We start from the raw sequence: 19,913 nt of genomic DNA on the forward strand, positions 1-19,913 counted from the left end.
CCCCCGGCCCCGGCCCGGCGGGCAAAGCCTTCGGCGGCGCGGTCGATCGCGTCGATGTAGTTGTCGCAGTAATGGAAGAAATCGCGCACCTCCTCCCATGGTGAGGCGGTGCTGCCCGCGCGGCCCAATGCCTCGTCGAAGGAGGCGAGCCGGTCCTGCGCGCGGCGATAGGCGGCGTGCAGATCGAGTAGCGCGCGCGCGACCGAGGGCGCGTTGGCCGCCACCATGCGCAGATCGGCCACGCCGGGCTGGCTGCCGCTGAGCACCGGGTCGGCCAGCGCCTCGCGCATGTCGGAGGCGAGCCGGATCTCCTCGCCCGAGGTCAGCTCGGTCACGTCGAAGCCGAACTCGCGCGCCAGCGCCAGCACCACCCCGGCCGAGACGGGGCGGTTGTTGTTCTCCATCTGGTTCAGATAGGGCAGCGAGACTCCAAGCCGCTCGGCAAAGAGCTTCTGAGTCAGCCCCAGCCGCCCGCGCAGCTCGCGCAGCTGCGTGCCCGCGTAATGCTTCTGAACCGCCATCTTGCCCCACTTTGCTGATTTGCAAAAAATCTGCTCTGCATAATGCCGAGTTTGCAAATTCGCGCAATCGCTCTGGGAAGACCCACCGCAGTTTCATTAGGCTGGCGCGTGAAGGAGGACGCCGATGCAAGAGATTTTGCGCGAGCTCGAAGAGCGCCGCGCTTCGGCCCGACAGGGCGGGGGCGAAAAGCGCATCGCGGCGCAGCATGCCAAGGGCAAGCTGACCGCGCGCGAGCGGATCGAGCTGCTGCTCGACGAGGGCAGCTTCGAGGAATACGACATGTTCGTCGCCCACCGCTGCACCGATTTCGGGATGGAGGACAGCCGCCCCGCGGGCGACGGCGTCGTCACCGGCTGGGGCACGGTCAATGGCCGGATGATCTATGTCTTCAGCCAAGATTTCACCGTCTTCGGCGGATCGCTCTCCGAGACCCATGCCCAGAAGATCTGCAAGATCATGGACATGGCCATGCGCAACGGCGCGCCGGTGGTGGGGATCAACGACTCGGGCGGTGCCCGCATCCAGGAGGGTGTGGCCTCGCTTGGCGGCTACGCCGAGGTGTTCCAGCGCAACGTGCTGGCCTCGGGCGTGGTGCCGCAGATCTCGCTGATCATGGGCCCCTGCGCGGGCGGCGCCGTCTATTCCCCCGCCATGACCGACTTCATCTACATGGTGAAGGACAGCTCTTATATGTTCGTCACCGGCCCCGACGTGGTGAAGACGGTGACCGGTGAGGTGGTCACCGCTGAGGAGCTGGGCGGCGCGCTCACCCATGCGCGCAAGTCGAGCGTCGCCGACGCGGCCTTCGAGAACGACGTCGAGGCGCTTCTGGAGGCGCGGCGGCTCATCGATTTCCTGCCGCTCAACAACCGCGAGAAGGCACCCAAGCGCCCCTTCTTCGACGACCCCGCGCGCGAAGAGCCGAGCCTCGACAGCCTGATCCCCGCCAATCCCAACCAGCCCTACGACATGCACGAGCTGGTCACCAAGATCGCCGATGAGGGCGATTTCCTCGAGATGCAGGCCGAGTTCGCCAAGAACATCCTGACCGGCTTCATCCGGCTCGAAGGCCAGACCGTCGGCGTGGTCGCCAACCAGCCGATGGTGCTGGCGGGCTGTCTCGATATCGACAGCAGCCGCAAGGCCGCGCGCTTCGTGCGCTTCTGCGACGCCTTCGAGATCCCGATCCTGACCTTGGTCGACGTGCCGGGCTTCCTGCCCGGAACGGGGCAGGAGCTGGGCGGTGTCATCAAGCACGGCGCGAAGCTCCTCTTCGCCTACGGCGAGGCCACAGTGCCCAAGGTCACCGTCATCACCCGCAAGGCTTACGGCGGCGCCTATGACGTCATGGCCTCCAAGCATCTGCGCGGCGATGTGAACTATGCCTGGCCCACCGCGCAGATCGCGGTGATGGGGGCCAAGGGTGCAGCGGAGATCCTCTATCGCTCCGAGCTCGGCGACCCGGACAAGATCGCGGCGCGCACCAAGGATTACGAGGACCGCTTCGCCAACCCCTTCGTCGCGGCCGAGCGCGGCTTCATCGACGAAGTCATCATGCCGCGCGCCACCCGCCGCCGCGCCGCTCGCGCCTTTGCCGCCCTGCGCAACAAGCGCCTCGAGAACCCGTGGAGGAAGCATGACAACATCCCGCTCTGAGGCGCGCCCCCCGTTCCGCAGCCTGCTCGTCGCCAACCGCGGCGAGATCGCCTGCCGGGTGATCCGCTCAGCCCGCGCGATGGGGATCGAGACGATCGCGGTGCATTCCGAGGCCGACCGCGACGCGGTGCATGTCGCCATGGCCGACCGCGCCGTGGAGATCGGGCCCGCGCCGGCGGCGCAGTCCTATATCGACATGGAGCGCGTGCTGCGCGCGATAGAGGAGACCGGCGCCGAGGCGGTGCATCCCGGCTATGGCTTTCTCTCCGAGAACCCGAAGTTCGCCCGCGCGCTGGCCGAGCGAGGCGTGGTCTTCGTCGGTCCCCCGGCAGGGGCGATCGACAAGATGGGCGACAAGATCGCCTCAAAGAAGATCGCCGCGGAGGCGGGCGTCTCCACCGTGCCGGGCCATATGGGGCTGATCGAAGATGCCGAGGACGCGGTGAAGATTGCGCGCCAGATCGGCTATCCGGTGATGATCAAGGCCAGCGCCGGCGGTGGCGGCAAGGGCATGCGCATCGCCCATGACGACGATCAGGCGCGAGAGGGCTTCGAGGCCTCCAAGCGCGAGGCGGCGTCGTCCTTCGGCGACGACCGCATCTTCATCGAGAAGTTCGTCGTGGGCCCGCGCCATATCGAGATCCAGGTGCTGGCCGACAAGCACGGCAACTGCATCCATCTGGGCGAGCGCGAATGCTCGATCCAGCGCCGCAACCAGAAGGTCGTCGAAGAGGCGCCCTCGCCCTTCCTCGACGCGCAGACCCGCGCCGCCATGGGCGCGCAGGCCTGCGCGCTCGCCAAGGCGGTGGGTTACGAGAGCGCGGGCACGGTCGAGTTCATCGTCGATGCCGATCGCAATTTCTACTTTCTGGAGATGAACACCCGGCTGCAGGTCGAGCATCCGGTGACCGAGCTGATCACCGGCATCGACCTCGTCGAGCAGATGATCCGCGTGGCCGCGGGCGACCCGCTGCCCTTCGTGCAGGACGACATTGAGCTCAATGGCTGGGCGATCGAGAGCCGGCTCTATGCCGAGGACCCCTATCGCGGTTTCCTGCCCTCGATCGGGCGTCTGACCCGCTACCGCCCGCCGCAGGAGTTCGCCTCTCAAACGGAGGTCGTGCGCAACGATACCGGCGTCGCCGAGGGCGGCGAGATCTCGATGCATTACGACCCGATGATCGCCAAGCTCTGCACATGGGCGCCCGACCGTGCCCGGGCCATCGACGCGATGGAGCGCGCGCTCGACGGCTTCGAGCTCGACGGGATCGGCCACAACCTGCCGTTCCTCTCGGCGGTCATGGCGCATCCGAAATTCCGCTCGGGCGAGATCCACACCGGCTTCATCGCCGAGGAATGGCCCGAGGGCTTTGGCGGGGTGGCACTGCCGGGCGACACGCTGCGCCGGATCGCCGCCGCCTGCGCCACGCTGCAGCGGATCGAGGAGATCCGCCGCGCCCGCATCTCGGGCCGGATCGACAATCATGAGCGCCGCGTGGGCGAAGCCTTCGTCGTGCGGATCGCGGGTGAGAGCCACGCGGTGACGCTGGAGGCCGGGACGGGCGCGACCGATGTGCGCTTCGAAGACGGCACCGTGATGCGCATCGGGGGCGACTGGACGCCCGGCATGCGGCTGGCGCGGCTCACGGTCGATGGCAGCGCGATGGTACTCAAGGTCGAGCCGCGCATCGCGGGCTTCCGCATCCGCCATCGCGGTGCCGAGCTCGACGTCGCCGTGCACACGCCGCGACAGGCCGAGCTGGCGGCGCTGATGCCGGAAAAACAGGCCGCCGATACGTCGAAGCTGCTCTTGTGTCCGATGCCGGGGGTGGTGGTGCATGTGGATGTCACCGAGGGGCAGGAGGTCGAGGAGGGCCAGCCGCTCTGCACCGTCGAGGCGATGAAGATGGAGAACGTGCTGCGGGCCGAGCGCAAGCTCAAGGTGGCCAAGCTGCACGCGGCGGCGGGCGACAGCCTATCGGTCGATCAGACCATCATGGAATTCGAATGAGCCTGGGAGGGCCATGACATGACCGAGACCAGCGACCGCCGCGCCGCATGGGCCGCGCGCGCGCAAAAGGAGCTCAAGGGGCGCGACCCCGAGGGGCTGAGGCGCGACACGCTGGAGGGCATCGAGCTGAAGCCGGTCTACGACCCGGGCGATCTCGAAGGGCTTTCGCACCTGGACGCCATGCCCGGCGAGGCGCCCTATGCGCGCGGCGTCCGCTCGACCATGTATGCGGGCCGCCCCTGGACGATCCGGCAATACGCGGGCTTCTCCACGGCCGAGGAATCGAACGCCTTCTACCGCCGGGCGCTCGCGGGCGGGCAGCAGGGCGTCTCGGTGGCCTTCGATCTGGCCACCCATCGCGGCTATGACAGCGACCATCCCCGCGTCGAGGGCGATGTCGGCAAGGCGGGCGTGGCGATCGACAGCGTCGAGGACATGAAGATCCTGTTCGACGGCATCCCGCTCGGCGAGGTGTCGGTCTCCATGACGATGAACGGCGCGGTGATCCCGATCCTCGCCAGCTTCATCGTCGCGGGCGAGGAGCAGGGCGTCCCGGTGGAGAAGCTCTCGGGCACGATCCAGAACGACATCCTCAAGGAGTTCATGGTCCGCAATACTTACGTCTATCCGCCCGAGCCCTCGATGCGGATCGTGGCCGACATCATCGAATACACCGCCGACCACATGCCGAAGTTCAACTCGGTCTCGATCTCGGGCTATCACATGCAGGAGGCGGGGGCCGATCTCGTGCAGGAGTTGGCCTTCACCCTGGCCGACGGGCGCGAATACGTGCGCGCCGCCATCGCCCGCGGCATGGATGTGGACCGCTTCGCCGGGCGGCTGAGCTTCTTCTTCGCGATCGGCATGAACTTCTTCATGGAGGCGGCGAAGCTGCGCGCTGCGCGCCTCCTGTGGCACCGGATCATGGAGGAGTTCGAACCCAAGGACCCCAAGTCCCTGATGCTGCGCACCCATTGCCAGACCTCGGGCGTCAGCCTGCAGGCGCAGGACCCCTACAACAACGTGGTGCGCACCGCCTATGAGGCGCTGTCGGCGGTCCTCGGCGGCACCCAGTCGCTGCATACCAACGCGCTCGACGAGGCGATCGCCCTCCCCACCGATTTCTCGGCCCGCATCGCCCGCAACACCCAGCTGATCCTGCAAGAAGAGACCGGCATCACCGATGTCGTCGATCCGCTGGCGGGCTCCTACTATGTCGAAAGCCTGACCAATGAGCTGGCGGAGAAGGCCTGGGCGCTGATCGAGGAGGTCGAGGGTCTGGGCGGCATGACCAAGGCGGTGGCGTCCGGCATGCCCAAACTTCGGATCGAGGAGACGGCGGCCAAGCGGCAGGCGCTGATCGACCGGGGCGAGCAGGTGATCGTCGGGGTCAACAAATACCGCAAGGAGCGCGAGGACCCGATCGACATCCTCGACATCGACAACGTCAAGGTGCGCGAAGGTCAGGTGGCGCGGCTGGAGAGGATCCGGGCCGAGCGGGATCAGCCGGCCTGCGACGCGGCGCTGGCCGCGCTGGAAGCGGCGGCGCGCGAAGACGGCAACCTGCTCGAAGCGGCGGTCGCCGCCGCCCGCGCCCGTGCCACTGTGGGAGAGATCAGCATGGCGATGGAAAAGGTCTTCGGGCGGCACCGGGCCGAGGTCAAGACGCTCGCGGGCGTCTACGGCAAGGCCTATGAGGGCGACGCGGGCTTCGAGAAGATCCGCGCCGAGATCGACGCCTTTGCCGAGGCCGAGGGCCGCCGCCCGCGCATGCTGGTGGTCAAGATGGGGCAGGACGGGCACGACCGCGGTGCCAAGGTCATCGCCACCGCATTCGCCGATCTGGGCTTCGACGTCGACATGGGGCCGCTGTTCCAGACGCCCGAGGAGGCGGCGCAGGACGCGCTCGACAACGACGTGCACGTGGTCGGCATCTCCAGCCAGGCGGCGGGGCACCGCACGCTGGCGCCCAAGCTGGTGGCCGCGTTGCGCGAACAAGGCGCGGGCGAAATCCTCGTGGTCTGCGGCGGGGTCATCCCCGATCAGGACCACGCGATGCTCAAGGAGGCCGGGGTCGCGGCGATCTTCGGGCCGGGGACGAACATCCCCGAGGCGGCCTCGAAGATCCTGTCGATGGTGCGCAAGGATGCAAGCCGGGCTTCGGGCGCCTAGACGCCCGAAGAAGGCGAGCGGGTGCGGCCCGGTCAGTCGAGCCGCACGACGCGCCCCTCGCGCCAGGACAGATCGGCCGCATCGGCCAGAAGCTGCGCGCGCAGGCCATCGGCGAGGCTCGGGGCGATCTTGCGCCCCTGCGCCACACAGTCCACGAAGTGCCGCATCTCGGCAGCATAGGCGGCGGCGTAGCGTTCGAGGAAAAAGTCCTGCGCGGGCGCGCGGGTGAAGCCCTGCGGCCCGGCCATCTCGACCGTGTCGCGCAGCATGTTGTCGGCGCGCAGCATCGCCTTTGCGCCGTGCACCTCGATCCGCTGGTCGTAGCCATAGCTCGCGCGACGCGAGTTGGAGATCTGGCAGATCCGGCCCGAGACGGTGGTCAGCGTCACCGCCGCCGTGTCGGCATCGCCCATCGCGCCGATCTCGGGATCGACCAGCGCCGCGCCGACGGCATAGACCGTCACCGGCTCTTCGCCCAAAAGGAACCGCGCCATGTCGAGATCGTGGATCATCATGTCCCGAAAGATGCCGCCCGACCCTTCGATATAGGAAGGCGGCGGCAGGCTGGGATCGCGCGACAGGATCGTCACCATCTCCACCGCACCGATCTCATCCGCCGCGATGCGCGCGCCGATGGCGGCGAAGTTCGGATCGAAGCGGCGGTTGAAGGCGGTCATGAAGGGCACGCCCGCCGCTTCGACCGCCGCCATGCAGGCGCGGATGCGCTCGGCCGAAAGATCGACCGGCTTTTCGCACAGGATCGCCTTTCCGGCGCGGGCGGCCGCGTGGATCAGGTCGTAATGCGTATGGGTCGGCGTGCCGATCACCACCGCATCGACGCCCGCATCCTCAATCAGCGCCTCGGCGCTCATCGCCCGCGCGCCGCAGGCTTCGGCCAAGGCCTGCGCCGCCTCGGGCACGGCATCGGCCACGGCGGCGACGCGCGCGTCCTCCATCGCGGCCAGCGAGGCGGCATGGACCCGGCCGATGCGGCCGCAGCCCAAAATCCCGATGTTCAGCATCTCATGCTCCCTTGAAATCACGCAGCACGCCGCGCGTGGCGGCGACGAGCGGGTCGTGCAACTGCGACAGGATCGCCACCCTGTCGAATCTCTCGGTATCGCGCGCAAGAGCCTCGCGCAGCTCGCGCCCGAACACCATGCGCAGCTCGGTGCCGATGTTGAACTTGGCGATGCGCGAACCGCGCGCCAGCGCCCGGCGCTGCGCGGATGGCACGCCCGAGCCGCCGTGGATCACCAAGGGCACCTCGCACAGCGCCTCGATCTCGCGGATGCGGGCCTCGTCGAGCCCGCCCTCGCGCCCCTGCTGCAGATGCGTGTTGCCGACCGAGATCGCCATGGCATCGACGGATGTTTCGCGCGCGAAACGCGCGGCCTCCTCGGGGTCCGTCCCGGCCGAGCCCTCGCCGCCCGCATAGCCGACGAAGCCGATCTCGCCTTCGCAGGAGACGCCCGCCTCATGCGCCATGCGCGCGATGGCGGCGGTCTGCGCGATGTTGTCCTCGAGCGGCAGGCGCGAGCCGTCGAACATCACCGAGGTGAAGCCCGCTTCGATCGCCTCGCGGCATTCGGCCTCGGTGTAGCCATGGTCGAGATGCGCCACCACCGGGACGGACGCCGCCTCGGCCAAATGCCGGAACATCGCGCCCAGCACGGGCAGCGGCGTGTGCTTGCGGCAGGACGGCCCGGCCTGAAGGATCACCGGCACACCCTCGGCCTCTGCGGCGGCGACATAGGCGCGCATGTCCTCCCAGCCCAGCGTGACGAGGCCGGCCACGGCGTGACCCTCCCTCAGCGCAGGCTGCAGGACGTCGGAAAGCGTGGCGAGCGTCATTTGAACTTCGCCACCATGTCCATGATCCCCGGGATCGTGTGCAGCTGCTCGGCATGGGTCGGCTGGAAATATTGCTTGAGGCTGCGCTGGCTCAGACCGCCGAGGATGGTGAAATAGTACATCTCGTAGCCCGGCAGCACGGCGCAGGGGTGATAGCCCTTGTCGATCAGGATCGTGGAGCCGTTCACGATGTGATAGGCGTCGCCCGGCTCGTTGTCCTCGCGCTGGAGCATCTGCAGCCCCGAGCCGTAATCCGGGCGGAAGCGGAAGTTGTAGGTCTCGTCGTGGCGGGTCTCGATCATCTCACCGTCGTCGCCGCGCCGGTCGGTGTCGTGCTTGTGGCTGGGAAAGCCGGACCATCCGCCCTGCCCCACGGTGTAAAGCTCGCTCACCAGCAGGCGGCCCACCTTGTCATGCTGCTTGGCACCGAGGATGTGCTTGATCTTGCGATGCGTCTTGGTGTCGTCCGAGCCGTATTGCACCATGTCGAGCTCGGCCTCGCGCACGTCGAAGGGCTCGAGCACGCGGTCGTATTTCGCGCCCGCGATGAAGACCTCCGTGGCTTCGCTGCGGCAGGTGATGCGGGCCTGCGCGCCGACGGGGACATAGACCCCCTCGGGCTCGCCGTCCCAGACATCGACGCCGCGGCGACCGAGCTTCTCGAAGCCCATGCCGTCGACATCGACATCGACGGTGCCGGTCGCGGGCACGATGCAGGTCTCGTATCCCGGCACGGCATAGTCGAAGCTTTCGCCCTGCTTCAGCTTGACGATGTTGAAGTAGTTGAGCGGCACCAGGTCGTGCTCGGCATCGACGATGGGCTGGTTGCGGTTGTCATGGGGTGCGATGTGCATGGAATATCCTTTCAGCCTTGCGTTGGGCCGGAATGGGTGTCGAGAAAGGCCTTGAGTTCGGCCGGATCGGGCATGGCGGGGGCGCAGCCGGGCTTGGCCACGACGATGGAGGCGCAGGCCGAGCCGCGCAGCACCGCCTCGCGCAAGGGGCGCCCCTCGGCGAAGCCCGCGATCAGACCGGCCATGAAGCTGTCGCCCGCACCGGTGGGTTTGAGCGCGTCCACTTCGTAGATGCCGGTGCGCAGCTCCTCGCCGCCCGCGAAGGTCACCGCGCCCTTGTGGCCCATCTTGTAGACCACGAGCTCGGCGGCCTTTGAGAGCACGCGGGCATGGGCAAAGCCATTGTCGATCCCGCCCGCCATGAAGCCGAACTCCTCGTCATTGCCGACGATCACGTCCGACATGTCGCCTGCGCGGCTCAGCACCTCAGAGGCGACCTGCGGCGAGGGCCAGCTGTAGGGGCGGTAATCCACGTCGAAGATCACCGGCAGCCCGGCCTCGCGCGCCAGTTCGAAGGCGCGGAAGGCCGCCGCGCGCGAGGGCTCGGCGGCGAACACCGTGCCGGCGGTGATCACCGCGTCGAAACCGGCGTAATCCACCGCCTCGACATCCGCGACGTCCATGCGGAAATCGGCGGCGTTGTTGCGGTAGATGACGCTCTGGTGCTCTTCGACGCGCGCCTCGACGAGGGCGAGCGAGGTGCGCTCCTCGCCCTGCACCCGGCGCACATGGCGGCGGTCGATACCGTAGGCGTCGAGCTGGTCCTCGCAATACCAGCCCACCGCGTCGTCCGACACGCAGGTCACCAGAGAGGCGCTGCAGCCGAGCTTCACGAGACCGGCGGCGATATTGGCCGAGCTGCCGCCCATCGAGACCATCATCTCGCGCGCCGCGCGGGTGCGGGTGCCGGGCGGCGTCGGCGTAAGATCCATGCCGACCCGGCCGATCACCAGAAAGCGGCGTCCCTTCAATCTCTCAAGCATCACACCCCCCGCCTTTGGCGCGCGCGGCCGCGTTCCTGGTTCTCGTGGCCTTCGCGGACCCTATCGCTCGTCGTGACTTCCGGCGTGCCGACCTCCCACCAGGCGTGGCCTTCGGTGGTCCAGCCCTCGTAGGGGTCGACCTTCATGACGATGACTTGGCTGCGATCGCTCTCTTGCGCGCGGCGGAACGCTTCGCCCAGCTCGGCCGGGGTCTCGACCGTCACCGCCTCGGCGCCCTGCGACCTTGCATGCGCTTCGAAATCGACGGCGAAAGGCTCGGGAATGGTCGGGCAATCGGCGAGCAGGTTGTTGAAGCTCTCGTTGCCGGTGTTGTTCTGCAGCTTGTTGATGACGGCGAAGCCACCGTTGTCGAGCACCAGCACGATCAGCTTTTTACGACTGAGAACAGAGGAGTAGAGATCGCTGTTCATCATCATGTAGGAGCCGTCGCCGATGAAGACGATGGTATCACGCTCGGGCTCGCGCTGTTCTTGGGCGATCCGCGCGCCCCAGGCGCCCGAGATCTCGTAGCCCATGCAGGAAAAGCCGAACTCGACGTCGACCGTGCCGATCCCCAGCGTGCGCCAGTTGGCCGTGACCTCCGCCGGAAGCCCGCCCGCCGCGGCGACGATCCGGTCGCGCTTGTGACACAGATCGTTCACCACGCCGATCGCCTGCGCGTAGGAGTTGGGGCGGTTGCCCGGCTTGACGTTCTGGGCGACGTACTCGTCCCAGCCGCGCCGCTCGGCCTGCGCCTTTTCCACCCATTCGGCGGGGGCGGCGTAGTCGAGCCCCTGCCCCAGCGCCTGCAGCGACCGCTTGGCATCGCCCACGATCGGCAGCGCGCGGTGCTTGCCCGCGTCGTGCCGCGCGGCATTGATCGCCACGATCTGCGCGCGCTCGTCGAAGGCGGTCCAGGAGCCGGTGGTGAAATCCTGAAGCCGCGTGCCGACGGCAAGGATCAGGTCAGCTTCAGCCGCGATGGCATTGGCGCTGTCCGAGCCGGTGACGCCGATGGGCCCGATGTTGAGCGGGTGGTCCGCCAGAAGGTTCGCCCGGCCCGCGATGGTTTCGACCACCGGGATGCGATGCGCCTCGGCGAAGGCGGCGAGGTCTTGGGCGGCACGGGAATACTGCACGCCGCCACCCGCGATGATCATCGGGCGTTTCGCGGCGCGCAGGGCCTCGCGCGCATCCACGACCTCGGCCTCGTCCGGGGCGATGCGGCGGATGCGGTGGACCTTCTTCGCGAACAGCTCCTCGGGGAAGTCCCAGGCCCAGCCCTGCACATCCTGCGGCAAGCCGATGAAGGCCGGGCCGCAATCGGCCGGATCGAGCAGCGTGGCGAGGGCGGCGGGCAGCGACTGGATCACCTGCGCGGGATGGGTGATCCGGTCCCAGTAGCGCACCACCGGCTTGAAGGCGTCGTTCACGCCGAAGGTCGGATCGCCGTAATTCTCCATCTGCTGCAGCACCGGGTCGGGCAGCCGGGTGAGAAAGCCGTCGCCGCACAGCATCAGCATCGGCAGCCGGTTGGCATGGGCGAGGCCCGCGGCGGTGAGCAGGTTCATCGTGCCGGGGCCGGCGCTGGCGGTGCAGAACATGAAGCGCTGACGCAGCCACTGCTTGGCGTAACCGGCGGCGGCAAAGCCCATGCCCTGCTCGTTCTGCCCGCGATAAAGCGGCAGCTCGTCCTGCATGCCGTGCAGCGCCTCGCCGAGGCAGGTGACGTTGCCATGGCCGAAAATGCCGAATCCACCACCGCAGACGCGCAGCTCCTCCCCATCGATCTCGATATACTGGCTGGCCAGCCAGCGGATGATGGCCTGTGCCGTGGTCAGGCGGATAGTGCCTTGTATCGAAGTCATTTCTGCGAACCCTCCCTGGGAAATTCCGGCCCCTGTATTTCCGATCCCTGCCGAAATCATGCTTGCGGGATATCTAGACCTACGATACATCTTTTGCAACCGGTTGCAAAACCAAAAAGACATGGGGAGGGTGATGATGGCACGGATCGGGATCGGCATTCTGGGCGGCGGCTACATGGGCAAGGCGCATGCGGTGGCCATGTCGTCAGTCGGCGCGATCTTCGACACCGCGCTCAAGCCCCGGCTCGAGATGGTCTGCGCGACGAGCGCCGAGAGCGCCGAGCGCTACCGCGCCGCCTACGGATTCGAGCGCGGCACCGATGACTGGCGCGCCCTCGTCGAGGATCCGAAGGTCGAAGCCGTGGTGATCGCCACGCCACAGGAAACCCACCGCGAGATCGCCGAGGCCGCTTTCGCGCTCGGCAAGCCGGTGTTCTGCGAAAAACCCTTGGGCGCCTCGATTAAGGACAGCGCCGCGATGGTGGCCGCCGCAGAGGCCGCGGGCGTGGTCAACATGGTCGGCTTCAACTACATCCGCACGCCTGCGAGCCAGTTCGCCCGCCAGCTGATCGCCGAAGGCGCGATCGGCAAGATCACCTGGTTTCGCGGCGAGCATACGGAAGATTTCTATGCCGATCCCGCCGCCCCGGCTACGTGGCGCACCACCGGCATGGCCAATGGCACGATGGGCGATCTCGCGCCGCACATGATCAATGCCGCTCTGGCGCTGATGGGGCCGATCTCGCGCGTCATGGGCACCCATGAGACGGTGCATCGCAGCCGCCCCGGCGGCGAGGTCAGCAATGACGACCACGCGCAGCTCATGTGCCGCTTTGGCAATGGCGCCATGGGGCAGATGTATTTCAGCCGCGTCGCGACGGGGCGCAAGATGGGCTACGCCTACGAGATCACCGGCACCAAGGGCGCGATCCGCTTCGATCAGGAGGATCAGAACGCGCTCTGGCTCTACCGGATGGAGGGGCCGGAGGCGACGCGCGGTTTCACCAAGATCCTGACTGGCCCGGCGCATCCTGATTATGCCCCCTTCTGCCAGGGGCCCGGGCATGGCACCGGCTATCAGGACCAGATCATCATCGAGGCCAAGGATTTCCTGACCGCGATCGCGAGCGGCGCGCCGCTCTGGCCGACGTTCCGCGACGGGCACGAGGTCAACCGGGTGATCGCCGCAACGCTGGCCTCGGCACGAGACGAGGCCTGGAAAGACCTCGCAGATTACTGAGAACGGGAGACATCGAGACATGACCATCAGAATTGGCAACGCCCCGTGCTCATGGGGCGTGGAGTTCGCCGCCGATCCGCGCAATCCGACGTGGCAGCACGTGCTCGAGGAATGCGCGGCGGCGGGCTACAAGGGGATCGAGCTTGGCCCGGTGGGCTTCATGCCCGAGGATCCGGCACTCCTGCGCGACGGGCTGGAGCGGCACGGGTTGGAGCTTATCGGCGGGGTGGTGTTTCGCCCCTATCACGACCCCGACGCCTGGGAGGACGTGCTCGACGCCACCCACCGCACGGCGAAGGCGCTGAAGGCGCATGGCGCGCAGCACCTGGTGCTGATCGATTCGATCTCGCCGCGCCGCGCGCCGACTGCCGGGCGCGCAGATGAGGCCGAGCAGATGGACCGCGCCGAATGGGCCGCCTATCGCGACCGGATCGCCGAATCCGCGCGCATCGGCGCCGAGGAATACGGGCTGACCGTGGGCATTCACGCCCATGCCGCGGGCTTCATGGATTTCGAGCCTGAGCTGGAGCGGCTGCTGGAGGAGGTGGACGAGAAGATCCTCAAGATCTGCTTCGACACCGGGCATCACTCCTATGCGGGTTTCGATCCGGTGGCCTTCATGAAAAAGCATATCGACCGAATTTCCTACATGCACTTCAAGGACATAGACCCATCGGTCAAAGCGCGGGTGATCGAGAGCCGGACCGGCTTCTACGATGCCTGCGGACAGGGGATCTTTTGCAATCTGGGCGAGGGCGACGTCGATTTCGAAGCCGTGCGGCAGGTGCTTCTGGACAATGACTTCCAAGGCTGGTGCACGGTCGAGCAGGATTGCGACCCGACACTCGACCCCGACACGCTGGGGGATGCGCGCAAGAACCGCGAATACCTCGAATCCATCGGCTTCAACTGAGGGGCACGGAGATGACGAAACTGAACTGGGGCATGATCGGCGGCGGCGAAGGCAGCCAGATCGGGCCCGCGCACCGGCTGGGCGCCTTGGCCGACGGGCGCTTTGCCCTTGCCGCCGGCGCGCTGGATCACCGGCCCGAGGAGGGCCGCGCCTATGCGCAGCGGCTCGGCATCGCCGAGGACCGCGCCTACGGTGACTGGACCGAGATGCTGGCGGGCGAAAAGGGTCGTGACGACCGGATCGACCTTGTCACCGTGGCCACGCCCAACGCCACGCATTTCGAGATCACCAAGGCCTTTCTCGAAGCGGGCTTCAATGTCCTGTGCGAAAAGCCGATGACGCTCACCGTGGAAGAGGGCGAGGAGATCGTGCGCGTGGCCCGTAAGGCAGGCCGGATCTGCGCCGTCAACTACTGCTACTCGGCCTATCCGATGGTCCGGCAGGCGCGCGCCATGGTGCGCGCGGGCGAGCTGGGCCGGGTGCGGCTCGTCGTCACCAACTTCAGCCATGGCCACCACGGCGATGCGGGCGATGCCGACAATCCGCGCGTGCGCTGGCGTTATGATCCGAAGATGGCGGGAGTCTCGGGGCAGTTCGCCGATTGCGGCATCCATGCGCTGCACATGGCGAGCTTCGTCTGCGACGACGAGGTCGAAAGGCTTTCTGCCGATTTCGCCTCGACCATTCCCAGCCGCGAGCTCGAGGATGACGCGATGGTCAACTTCCGCCTCGCGGGCGGGACGGTCGGGCGGCTGTGGACCTCGTCGGTGGCGATCGGGCGGCAGCACGGCTTCGATATCCAGATCTTCGGGGAGACCGGCGGTCTGCGCTGGATGTCCGAACAGCCCAACCAGCTGCTCTACACGCCCGTGGGCGGGCGCACGCAGATCATTGAAAAGGGCGAGGCGGGGCTGCATGCCGAGGCACAGCGCCTGAGCCGGGTGTCGATCGCCCATCCCGAGGGCTTTCCGCTGGCCGTGGCCAACATCTATTGCGATCTCGCGGATGCGATCTCGGGCGAGGCGCGCGACGGGCTGCCCGATGCCGAGGCCGGTGTCCGCTCGATGGCGGCGGTGCATCAGGCCGTGGCCTCGGCGCGCGACAACGGCGCCTGGGTCGACGCGCGCCCGCCGATGTTCCGCTGAGCGGCCGGGCGGGGCGGGCACCACACCGCCCCGCCCGATGCGACGCGATGCGTCTGGGTCCGCCGGAGCCCCGACGCGGATGAAGCGTCGCGCTGGCCGCCCGGTTCGGGTCCGGCCTCCGGAGCCGGCAGTGCAACACGCGACCATGGGAGGAGACACGATGCTCGATCGGCAAGGCGAGGCCAGGGTATGGCTGGACGAGAGGGACTGCGATCCCGAGGACTTCAAACGCCACATTGCCCGGCAGACGCAGGCCGCGGCGTATCCGCATGCGGCGGAGATCGCGAAGAACATTCCCATCTATGACGGCGACGTTCTGCGTCGGGCCATGACCGATCCCGCCACGGCGCGGCCGGTAATGGCGGAATGGAACCGCGCCTTCCTGTCGGGCCCCGGCATCATCGCCATCCGCAGGGGCTATGAGGATCCCGCCCTGCTGGATGCGGTCACCGAACAGCTGGAGGAGATCATCCGCGCCGAGGCGGCCAACCCCACCGGCAAGGGCGACCATTTCGCGACCGCGGGTGCCAACAGCCGGGTCTGGAACGCCCATGAAAAGCTGTGCCTGCAGGCGCCTGCGCTCTACGCGCGCTACAATGCCAACGAGCTGACCCGCGCGGTCAGCGAAAGCTGGCTGGGCTCGGGTTACCAGATCACCTTTCAGGCCAATGTCGTCCGCCCCGGCGGCAAGGCGCAGACCGTGCACCGCGATTACCACATGGGGTTTCAGGACGTCGAAACGCTAAGGGGCTATCCGGCGTCGCAACACGCGCTCTCGGCCGCGTTGACGCTGCAAGGCGCGGTGGCGCATAGCGACATGCCGATCGAGAGCGGGCCGACCAAGCTGCTGCCCTATTCGCAAAGCTATCTGCCCGGCTATATCGCGGTGCTGCAGCCGCAGTTTCGCGCGATCTTCGAGGAGCAACACGTGCAGCTGCCGCTGGAGAAGGGCGACATGCTGTTCTTCAACCCCGCGACCTTCCACGCCGCGGGCGACAACAGGACCAGCAACATCCAGCGTTTCGCCAATCTCATGCAGGTGGGCTCGGCCTATGGGCGTTCGATCGAGATCGTCGACCGGGGCCGCATCTCATGCGCGGTCTACGAGGATCTGAAGGCATTGCGCGCGGCGGGACGGCTGAGCGCGCGCGAGGTCGACAACGTGGTGGCGGCCACGGCCGAGGGCTATCCCTTCCCGGCCAACCTCGACATCGACTCCCCGCTGTCGGGCATGGCGCCGCCGAGCCAGCAGGACGTGCTGCGCCAGGCGCTGGCCGAGGACTGGGACCTGCCGCGGCTGAGGCGGGCACTGGCCGAGCAAGCCGGGCGCAAGCGGTCGCACTGAAAGGGTCTGCGTCCCTCAGCCCGCCTCGGGCAGGGGGCGCAGCGTGCCGCGCTCGATGATCCGGCAGGGAAACACCCGCGCCTCGGGATAGCGGTCCGGCTCGCCCAGCATCGCCATCATCAGATCGATCGACGAGGTGACGATCTGCCGGATCGGCTGGTGAATCGTCGTCAGGTCGATCCCCGCCCAGCCCGCCATCTCCATGTCGTTGAGGCCCAGAAGGCCGACCTCTTCGGGCACAGACACCCCGTGATCGCGCAGCGCGGAGAGCGCGCCGATCGACAGCACGTCATCGCCGCAGAAATAGGCCTCCGCCGGGGTCTGCTGAAGCAGCCGTTGCATCTCGCGCCGCCCGGCATCGAAGGAATAGGCTTTGGCGAAGGAGGTGCTGGCCTCGAGGCCCGGATGCACCGCGAGCTCGGCCATGAAACCCGCGTGGCGATCCTGGGTCGAGGTCGCGCTCTCCGGCCCGCCCATGAAGGCGATGCGCCGGTAGCCGCGCGCGGCGAAGCTTCGCACCGCGAGCCGCCCGCAGGCGACGTTGTCGATGCCGACCGTGTGCACGCGCGGATCGGAGGCATAGCGCCCGAAGACGTTGACCACCGGAATGCCCGCATCGTGAAAGGAGGGGGCGAAGTCGGGGGGCAGGGTCGATGAGGCGACGATCGCGCCGTCGACCGAATATTGCCGCAGCATCCGCACCGAATGTTCGGGTGCGATCTCGTCGGAGAGATTGACCAGAAGCGGGCGCAGCCCCCGCTCCTGCAGGCCGCGGGTGAAGAGATCGAAAACCTCCAGGAAAACGGGGTTGTGGAAGTTGTTCGAGACCAGCCCGATCAGCTTGGTCCGCCCGGTGGTGAGCGAGGAGGCCAGCGCGTTGGGGCTGTAGCCCAGCTCGCGCGCCGCCTTCTCGACCTTGGCGCGCGTGCGCGCCGAAACCGAGGCGCCCTCGGTGAAGCTGCGTGACACCGCCGAGCGCGACACCCCCGCCAGCTCGGCCACGTCCTTGAGTGTCACCGCCATTCCACCCCGCCTCCCGCCTTGCGATTTCATGTCCTGCCCCATGATACGACCGGGACCAGAATGAGTTCCAGCACGGCATATTGCAACCGGTTGCATTATTCGCGCGAATATGCTCTAACTTTGACTCGAAGGGCCGGTGGAGGACCGCTCTTCCAAGACGATACCGAGTGCAACAGGGAGAGAGAATCCGATGATACCGATGCACAAGCTGGTGCTGGCCGCGACCGTCGCCGCCACGCCGCTGATCGCCGCCAGCGCCGCCCAGGCCGAGGGCGAGAAATACATCCTCGTCAGCCATGCCCCCGACAGCGACAGCTGGTGGAACACGGTCAAGAACGCCATCGCGCTGGCGGGCGAGCAGATGGATGTCGAGGTCGAATACCGCAACCCGCCGACCGGCGATCTCGCCGACATGGCGCGGATCATCGAGCAGGCCGCCGCCAGCGGCCCGGACGGCATCATCACCACCCTGGCCGATTACGACGTGCTCTCGGGCCCGATCCGCTCGGCCGTCGACAGCGGCGTCGACGTCATCATCATGAACTCGGGCTCGCCCGACCAGGCGCGCGAACTGGGCGCGCTGATGTATGTCGGCCAGCCCGAATACGACGCAGGCCTTGCCGCAGGCCAGCGCGCCAAGGATGACGGCGTCGCGAGCTTTCTTTGCGTGAACCACTACATCAGCTCGCCCGCCTCGAGCGAGCGCTGCCAGGGTTTCGCCGACGGCCTGGGCGTCGATCTCGGCGAGCAGATGATCGACAGCGGCCAGGACCCCTCGGAGATCAAGAACCGGGTGCAGGCCTATCTCTCCTCCAACCCCGACACCGACGCGGTGCTGGCGCTCGGGCCGACCTCGGCCAACCCGACGCTGCAGGCGCTCGACGAGACGGGGCTTGCCGGTGACATCTACTTCGGCACCTTCGATCTGGGCGCCGAGATCGTTCAGGGCATCAAGGACGGCGTCATCGAGTGGGGCATCGACCAGCAGCCCTTCCTGCAGGCCTACCTGCCGGTCGTGGTGATGACCAACTACCACCGCTACGGCGTGCTGCCGGGCAACAACATCAACTCCGGCCCCGGCTTCGTGACCGCCGACGCGCTGGAGATGGTCGAAGAGTTCGCCGGCGAATACCGCTGAGCCTCCCCGGGGGCGGCCCCCTCCCCCCGCGCCGCCCCCGCCCTTCAATCAATCCCGGAGTCACTGGGCCATGGCAGATACACCGCAGCTCGTGATGGACGAGCGAGTCAAACAGATTTCACCGATGCGCCGCGCGCTGATCCGGCCCGAGCTGGGCGGCATCGTCGGCACCGTGGCGGTGTTCATCTTCTTCGGCCTCTTCGCCTTCGACAGCGGCATGTTCAACAGCCAGGGCATCATGAACTGGTCCGTCGTCTCGGCGCAGTTCATGATCATCGCCGTTGGTGCCTGCCTGCTGATGATCGCGGGGGAATTCGACCTCAGCGTCGGCTCGATGATCGGTTTTGCCGGCATGATGATCGCCATCTTCGGCGTGACGCTGGGCTGGCCGATGTGGATCGCGATCCTCGTGACCTTCGCGCTGTGCGTCTCGATCGGCGCGCTCAACGGTTTCATCGTGGTGCGCACCGGGCTGCCGAGCTTCATCGTGACGCTGGCCTTCCTGTTCATCCTGCGCGGCTTCACGATCTTTCTGCCGCAGACGATCGAGCGCAAGACCATCATCGGCGGCATCCGCGAGGCGGCCGAGGGCGACTGGCTCGCCAATCTCTTCGGCGGCACCATCGGCAAGGGCTTTTTCACCTGGATGGGCGAGGCCGGAATGATCGCCACCTTCGAGCGCGGCACGCGTGAGGGCCAGCCCGTGGTCGACGGCATCCCGATGCTGATCGTCTGGGCGCTCGGCCTCGTCTTGGTGGGCCACGTGCTGCTGACGCGCACCCGCTTCGGCAACTGGATCTTCGCCGCGGGCGGCGACGCGGAGGCCGCGCGCAACTCGGGCGTGCCGGTCAACCGGGTCAAGATCACCATGTTCATGTTCACCGCCTTCTGCGCCACCGTCTTCGCCGCCTGCCAGGTGATGGAGTTCGGCTCGGCCGGTGCCGACCGCGGCCTTCTCAAGGAATTCGAGGCGATCATTGCGGTGGTCATCGGCGGCGCGCTGCTGACGGGCGGCTACGGTTCGGTCATCGGGGCCGCCCTGGGCGCGCTGATCTTCGGCGTGGTCCAGCAGGGGCTGTTCTTCGCGGGCGTCGAAAGCTCGCTGTTCCGGGTGTTCCTCGGGGTGATCCTGCTCTTCGCCGTTATCCTCAACACCTATATCCGCCGCATCATTACCGGAGAGCGCTGA

16 protein-coding genes are annotated in these 19,913 nt (G+C 67.4%); 9 read left to right on the forward strand and 7 right to left on the reverse strand.

All coding sequences use genetic code 11. The features are described 5' to 3' along the window. Positions 1-521: XRE family transcriptional regulator (locus NHG85_RS14130; RefSeq protein ID WP_253333449.1), on the reverse strand; the 521-nt coding region annotated here is incomplete at its 3' end. A gap of 124 nt (positions 522-645) precedes the next feature. On the opposite strand from NHG85_RS14130, the gene NHG85_RS14135 reads away from it, so the two are divergent. Genes NHG85_RS14135 through scpA form a run of 3 tightly spaced genes read left to right on the forward strand, consistent with a single transcriptional unit; the run spans position 646 to position 6,361 of the window. Then, entirely contained in the window at positions 646-2,178 is a 1,533-nt protein-coding gene (locus NHG85_RS14135) for an acyl-CoA carboxylase subunit beta (protein ID WP_253333451.1), read from the forward strand. Continuing rightward, positions 2,159-4,189, forward strand: coding sequence for an acetyl-CoA carboxylase biotin carboxylase subunit (locus tag NHG85_RS14140; RefSeq protein WP_253333453.1), 2,031 nt, complete (start codon positions 2,159-2,161; stop codon positions 4,187-4,189). The genes NHG85_RS14135 and NHG85_RS14140 overlap by 20 nt, the downstream gene beginning before the upstream one ends. 18 nt (positions 4,190-4,207) lie before the next feature. Next, positions 4,208-6,361, forward strand: coding sequence for a methylmalonyl-CoA mutase (scpA, locus tag NHG85_RS14145; RefSeq protein ID WP_253333455.1), 2,154 nt, complete (start codon positions 4,208-4,210; stop codon positions 6,359-6,361). A gap of 32 nt (positions 6,362-6,393) precedes the next feature. On the opposite strand, the gene iolG is transcribed toward scpA, so the two are convergent. Genes iolG through iolD form a run of 5 tightly spaced genes read right to left on the reverse strand, consistent with a single transcriptional unit; the run spans position 6,394 to position 11,920 of the window. Next, positions 6,394-7,383, reverse strand: a complete 990-nt coding sequence (gene iolG, locus NHG85_RS14150) for an inositol 2-dehydrogenase (RefSeq protein WP_253333457.1) — start codon at positions 7,381-7,383, stop codon at positions 6,394-6,396. A gap of 1 nt (position 7,384) precedes the next feature. Continuing rightward, positions 7,385-8,215: a class II fructose-bisphosphate aldolase gene (locus tag NHG85_RS14155; protein ID WP_253333458.1), complete on the reverse strand. Its 831-nt coding sequence runs from the start codon at positions 8,213-8,215 to the stop codon at positions 7,385-7,387. Next, positions 8,212-9,069 (reverse strand): 5-deoxy-glucuronate isomerase, encoded by an 858-nt coding sequence (locus NHG85_RS14160; RefSeq protein ID WP_253333460.1) that lies wholly within the window; start codon positions 9,067-9,069, stop codon positions 8,212-8,214. The genes NHG85_RS14155 and NHG85_RS14160 overlap by 4 nt, the downstream gene beginning before the upstream one ends. Before the next feature lie 11 nt (positions 9,070-9,080). Next, complete coding sequence (iolC, locus tag NHG85_RS14165; RefSeq protein WP_253333461.1) at positions 9,081-10,052, reverse strand: 5-dehydro-2-deoxygluconokinase; 972 nt, start codon at positions 10,050-10,052, stop codon at positions 9,081-9,083. Further along, a complete protein-coding gene (iolD, locus tag NHG85_RS14170; RefSeq protein WP_253333463.1) occupies positions 10,052-11,920 on the reverse strand; it encodes a 3D-(3,5/4)-trihydroxycyclohexane-1,2-dione acylhydrolase (decyclizing) in 1,869 nt (622 codons plus the stop codon). The genes iolC and iolD overlap by 1 nt, the downstream gene beginning before the upstream one ends. A gap of 136 nt (positions 11,921-12,056) precedes the next feature. On the opposite strand from iolD, the gene NHG85_RS14175 reads away from it, so the two are divergent. The 4 genes from NHG85_RS14175 (at position 12,057) to NHG85_RS14190 (ending at position 16,563) form a co-directional block, all read left to right on the forward strand. Further along, a complete protein-coding gene (locus tag NHG85_RS14175) occupies positions 12,057-13,160 on the forward strand; it encodes a Gfo/Idh/MocA family protein (protein WP_253333465.1) in 1,104 nt (367 codons plus the stop codon). Positions 13,161-13,179: 19 nt separating this feature from the next. Next, entirely contained in the window at positions 13,180-14,073 is an 894-nt protein-coding gene (locus tag NHG85_RS14180; protein ID WP_253333467.1) for a TIM barrel protein, read from the forward strand. A gap of 11 nt (positions 14,074-14,084) precedes the next feature. Then, complete coding sequence (locus tag NHG85_RS14185; protein WP_253333469.1) at positions 14,085-15,218, forward strand: Gfo/Idh/MocA family protein; 1,134 nt, start codon at positions 14,085-14,087, stop codon at positions 15,216-15,218. A 160-nt stretch (positions 15,219-15,378) separates the two neighbouring features. After that, complete coding sequence (locus NHG85_RS14190; protein ID WP_253333471.1) at positions 15,379-16,563, forward strand: phytanoyl-CoA dioxygenase family protein; 1,185 nt, start codon at positions 15,379-15,381, stop codon at positions 16,561-16,563. A 15-nt stretch (positions 16,564-16,578) separates the two neighbouring features. On the opposite strand, the gene NHG85_RS14195 is transcribed toward NHG85_RS14190, so the two are convergent. Beyond that, complete coding sequence (locus NHG85_RS14195) at positions 16,579-17,586, reverse strand: LacI family DNA-binding transcriptional regulator (protein ID WP_253333473.1); 1,008 nt, start codon at positions 17,584-17,586, stop codon at positions 16,579-16,581. 190 nt (positions 17,587-17,776) lie between these two features. Here NHG85_RS14195 and NHG85_RS14200 point away from each other — a divergent pair, with 190 nt between their 5' ends. Both NHG85_RS14200 and NHG85_RS14205 read left to right on the forward strand, forming a co-directional pair. After that, positions 17,777-18,724 (forward strand): sugar ABC transporter substrate-binding protein, encoded by a 948-nt coding sequence (locus tag NHG85_RS14200; RefSeq protein ID WP_253333475.1) that lies wholly within the window; start codon positions 17,777-17,779, stop codon positions 18,722-18,724. Between the two features lie 70 nt (positions 18,725-18,794). Continuing rightward, positions 18,795-19,913 carry an ABC transporter permease gene (locus NHG85_RS14205; RefSeq protein WP_253333478.1) on the forward strand — a complete coding sequence of 373 codons (1,119 nt, stop codon included), beginning with the start codon at positions 18,795-18,797 and terminating at the stop codon, positions 19,911-19,913.

Source organism: Limimaricola litoreus (genome assembly GCF_024159025.1).
Taxonomy (GTDB): domain Bacteria; phylum Pseudomonadota; class Alphaproteobacteria; order Rhodobacterales; family Rhodobacteraceae; genus Limimaricola; species Limimaricola litoreus.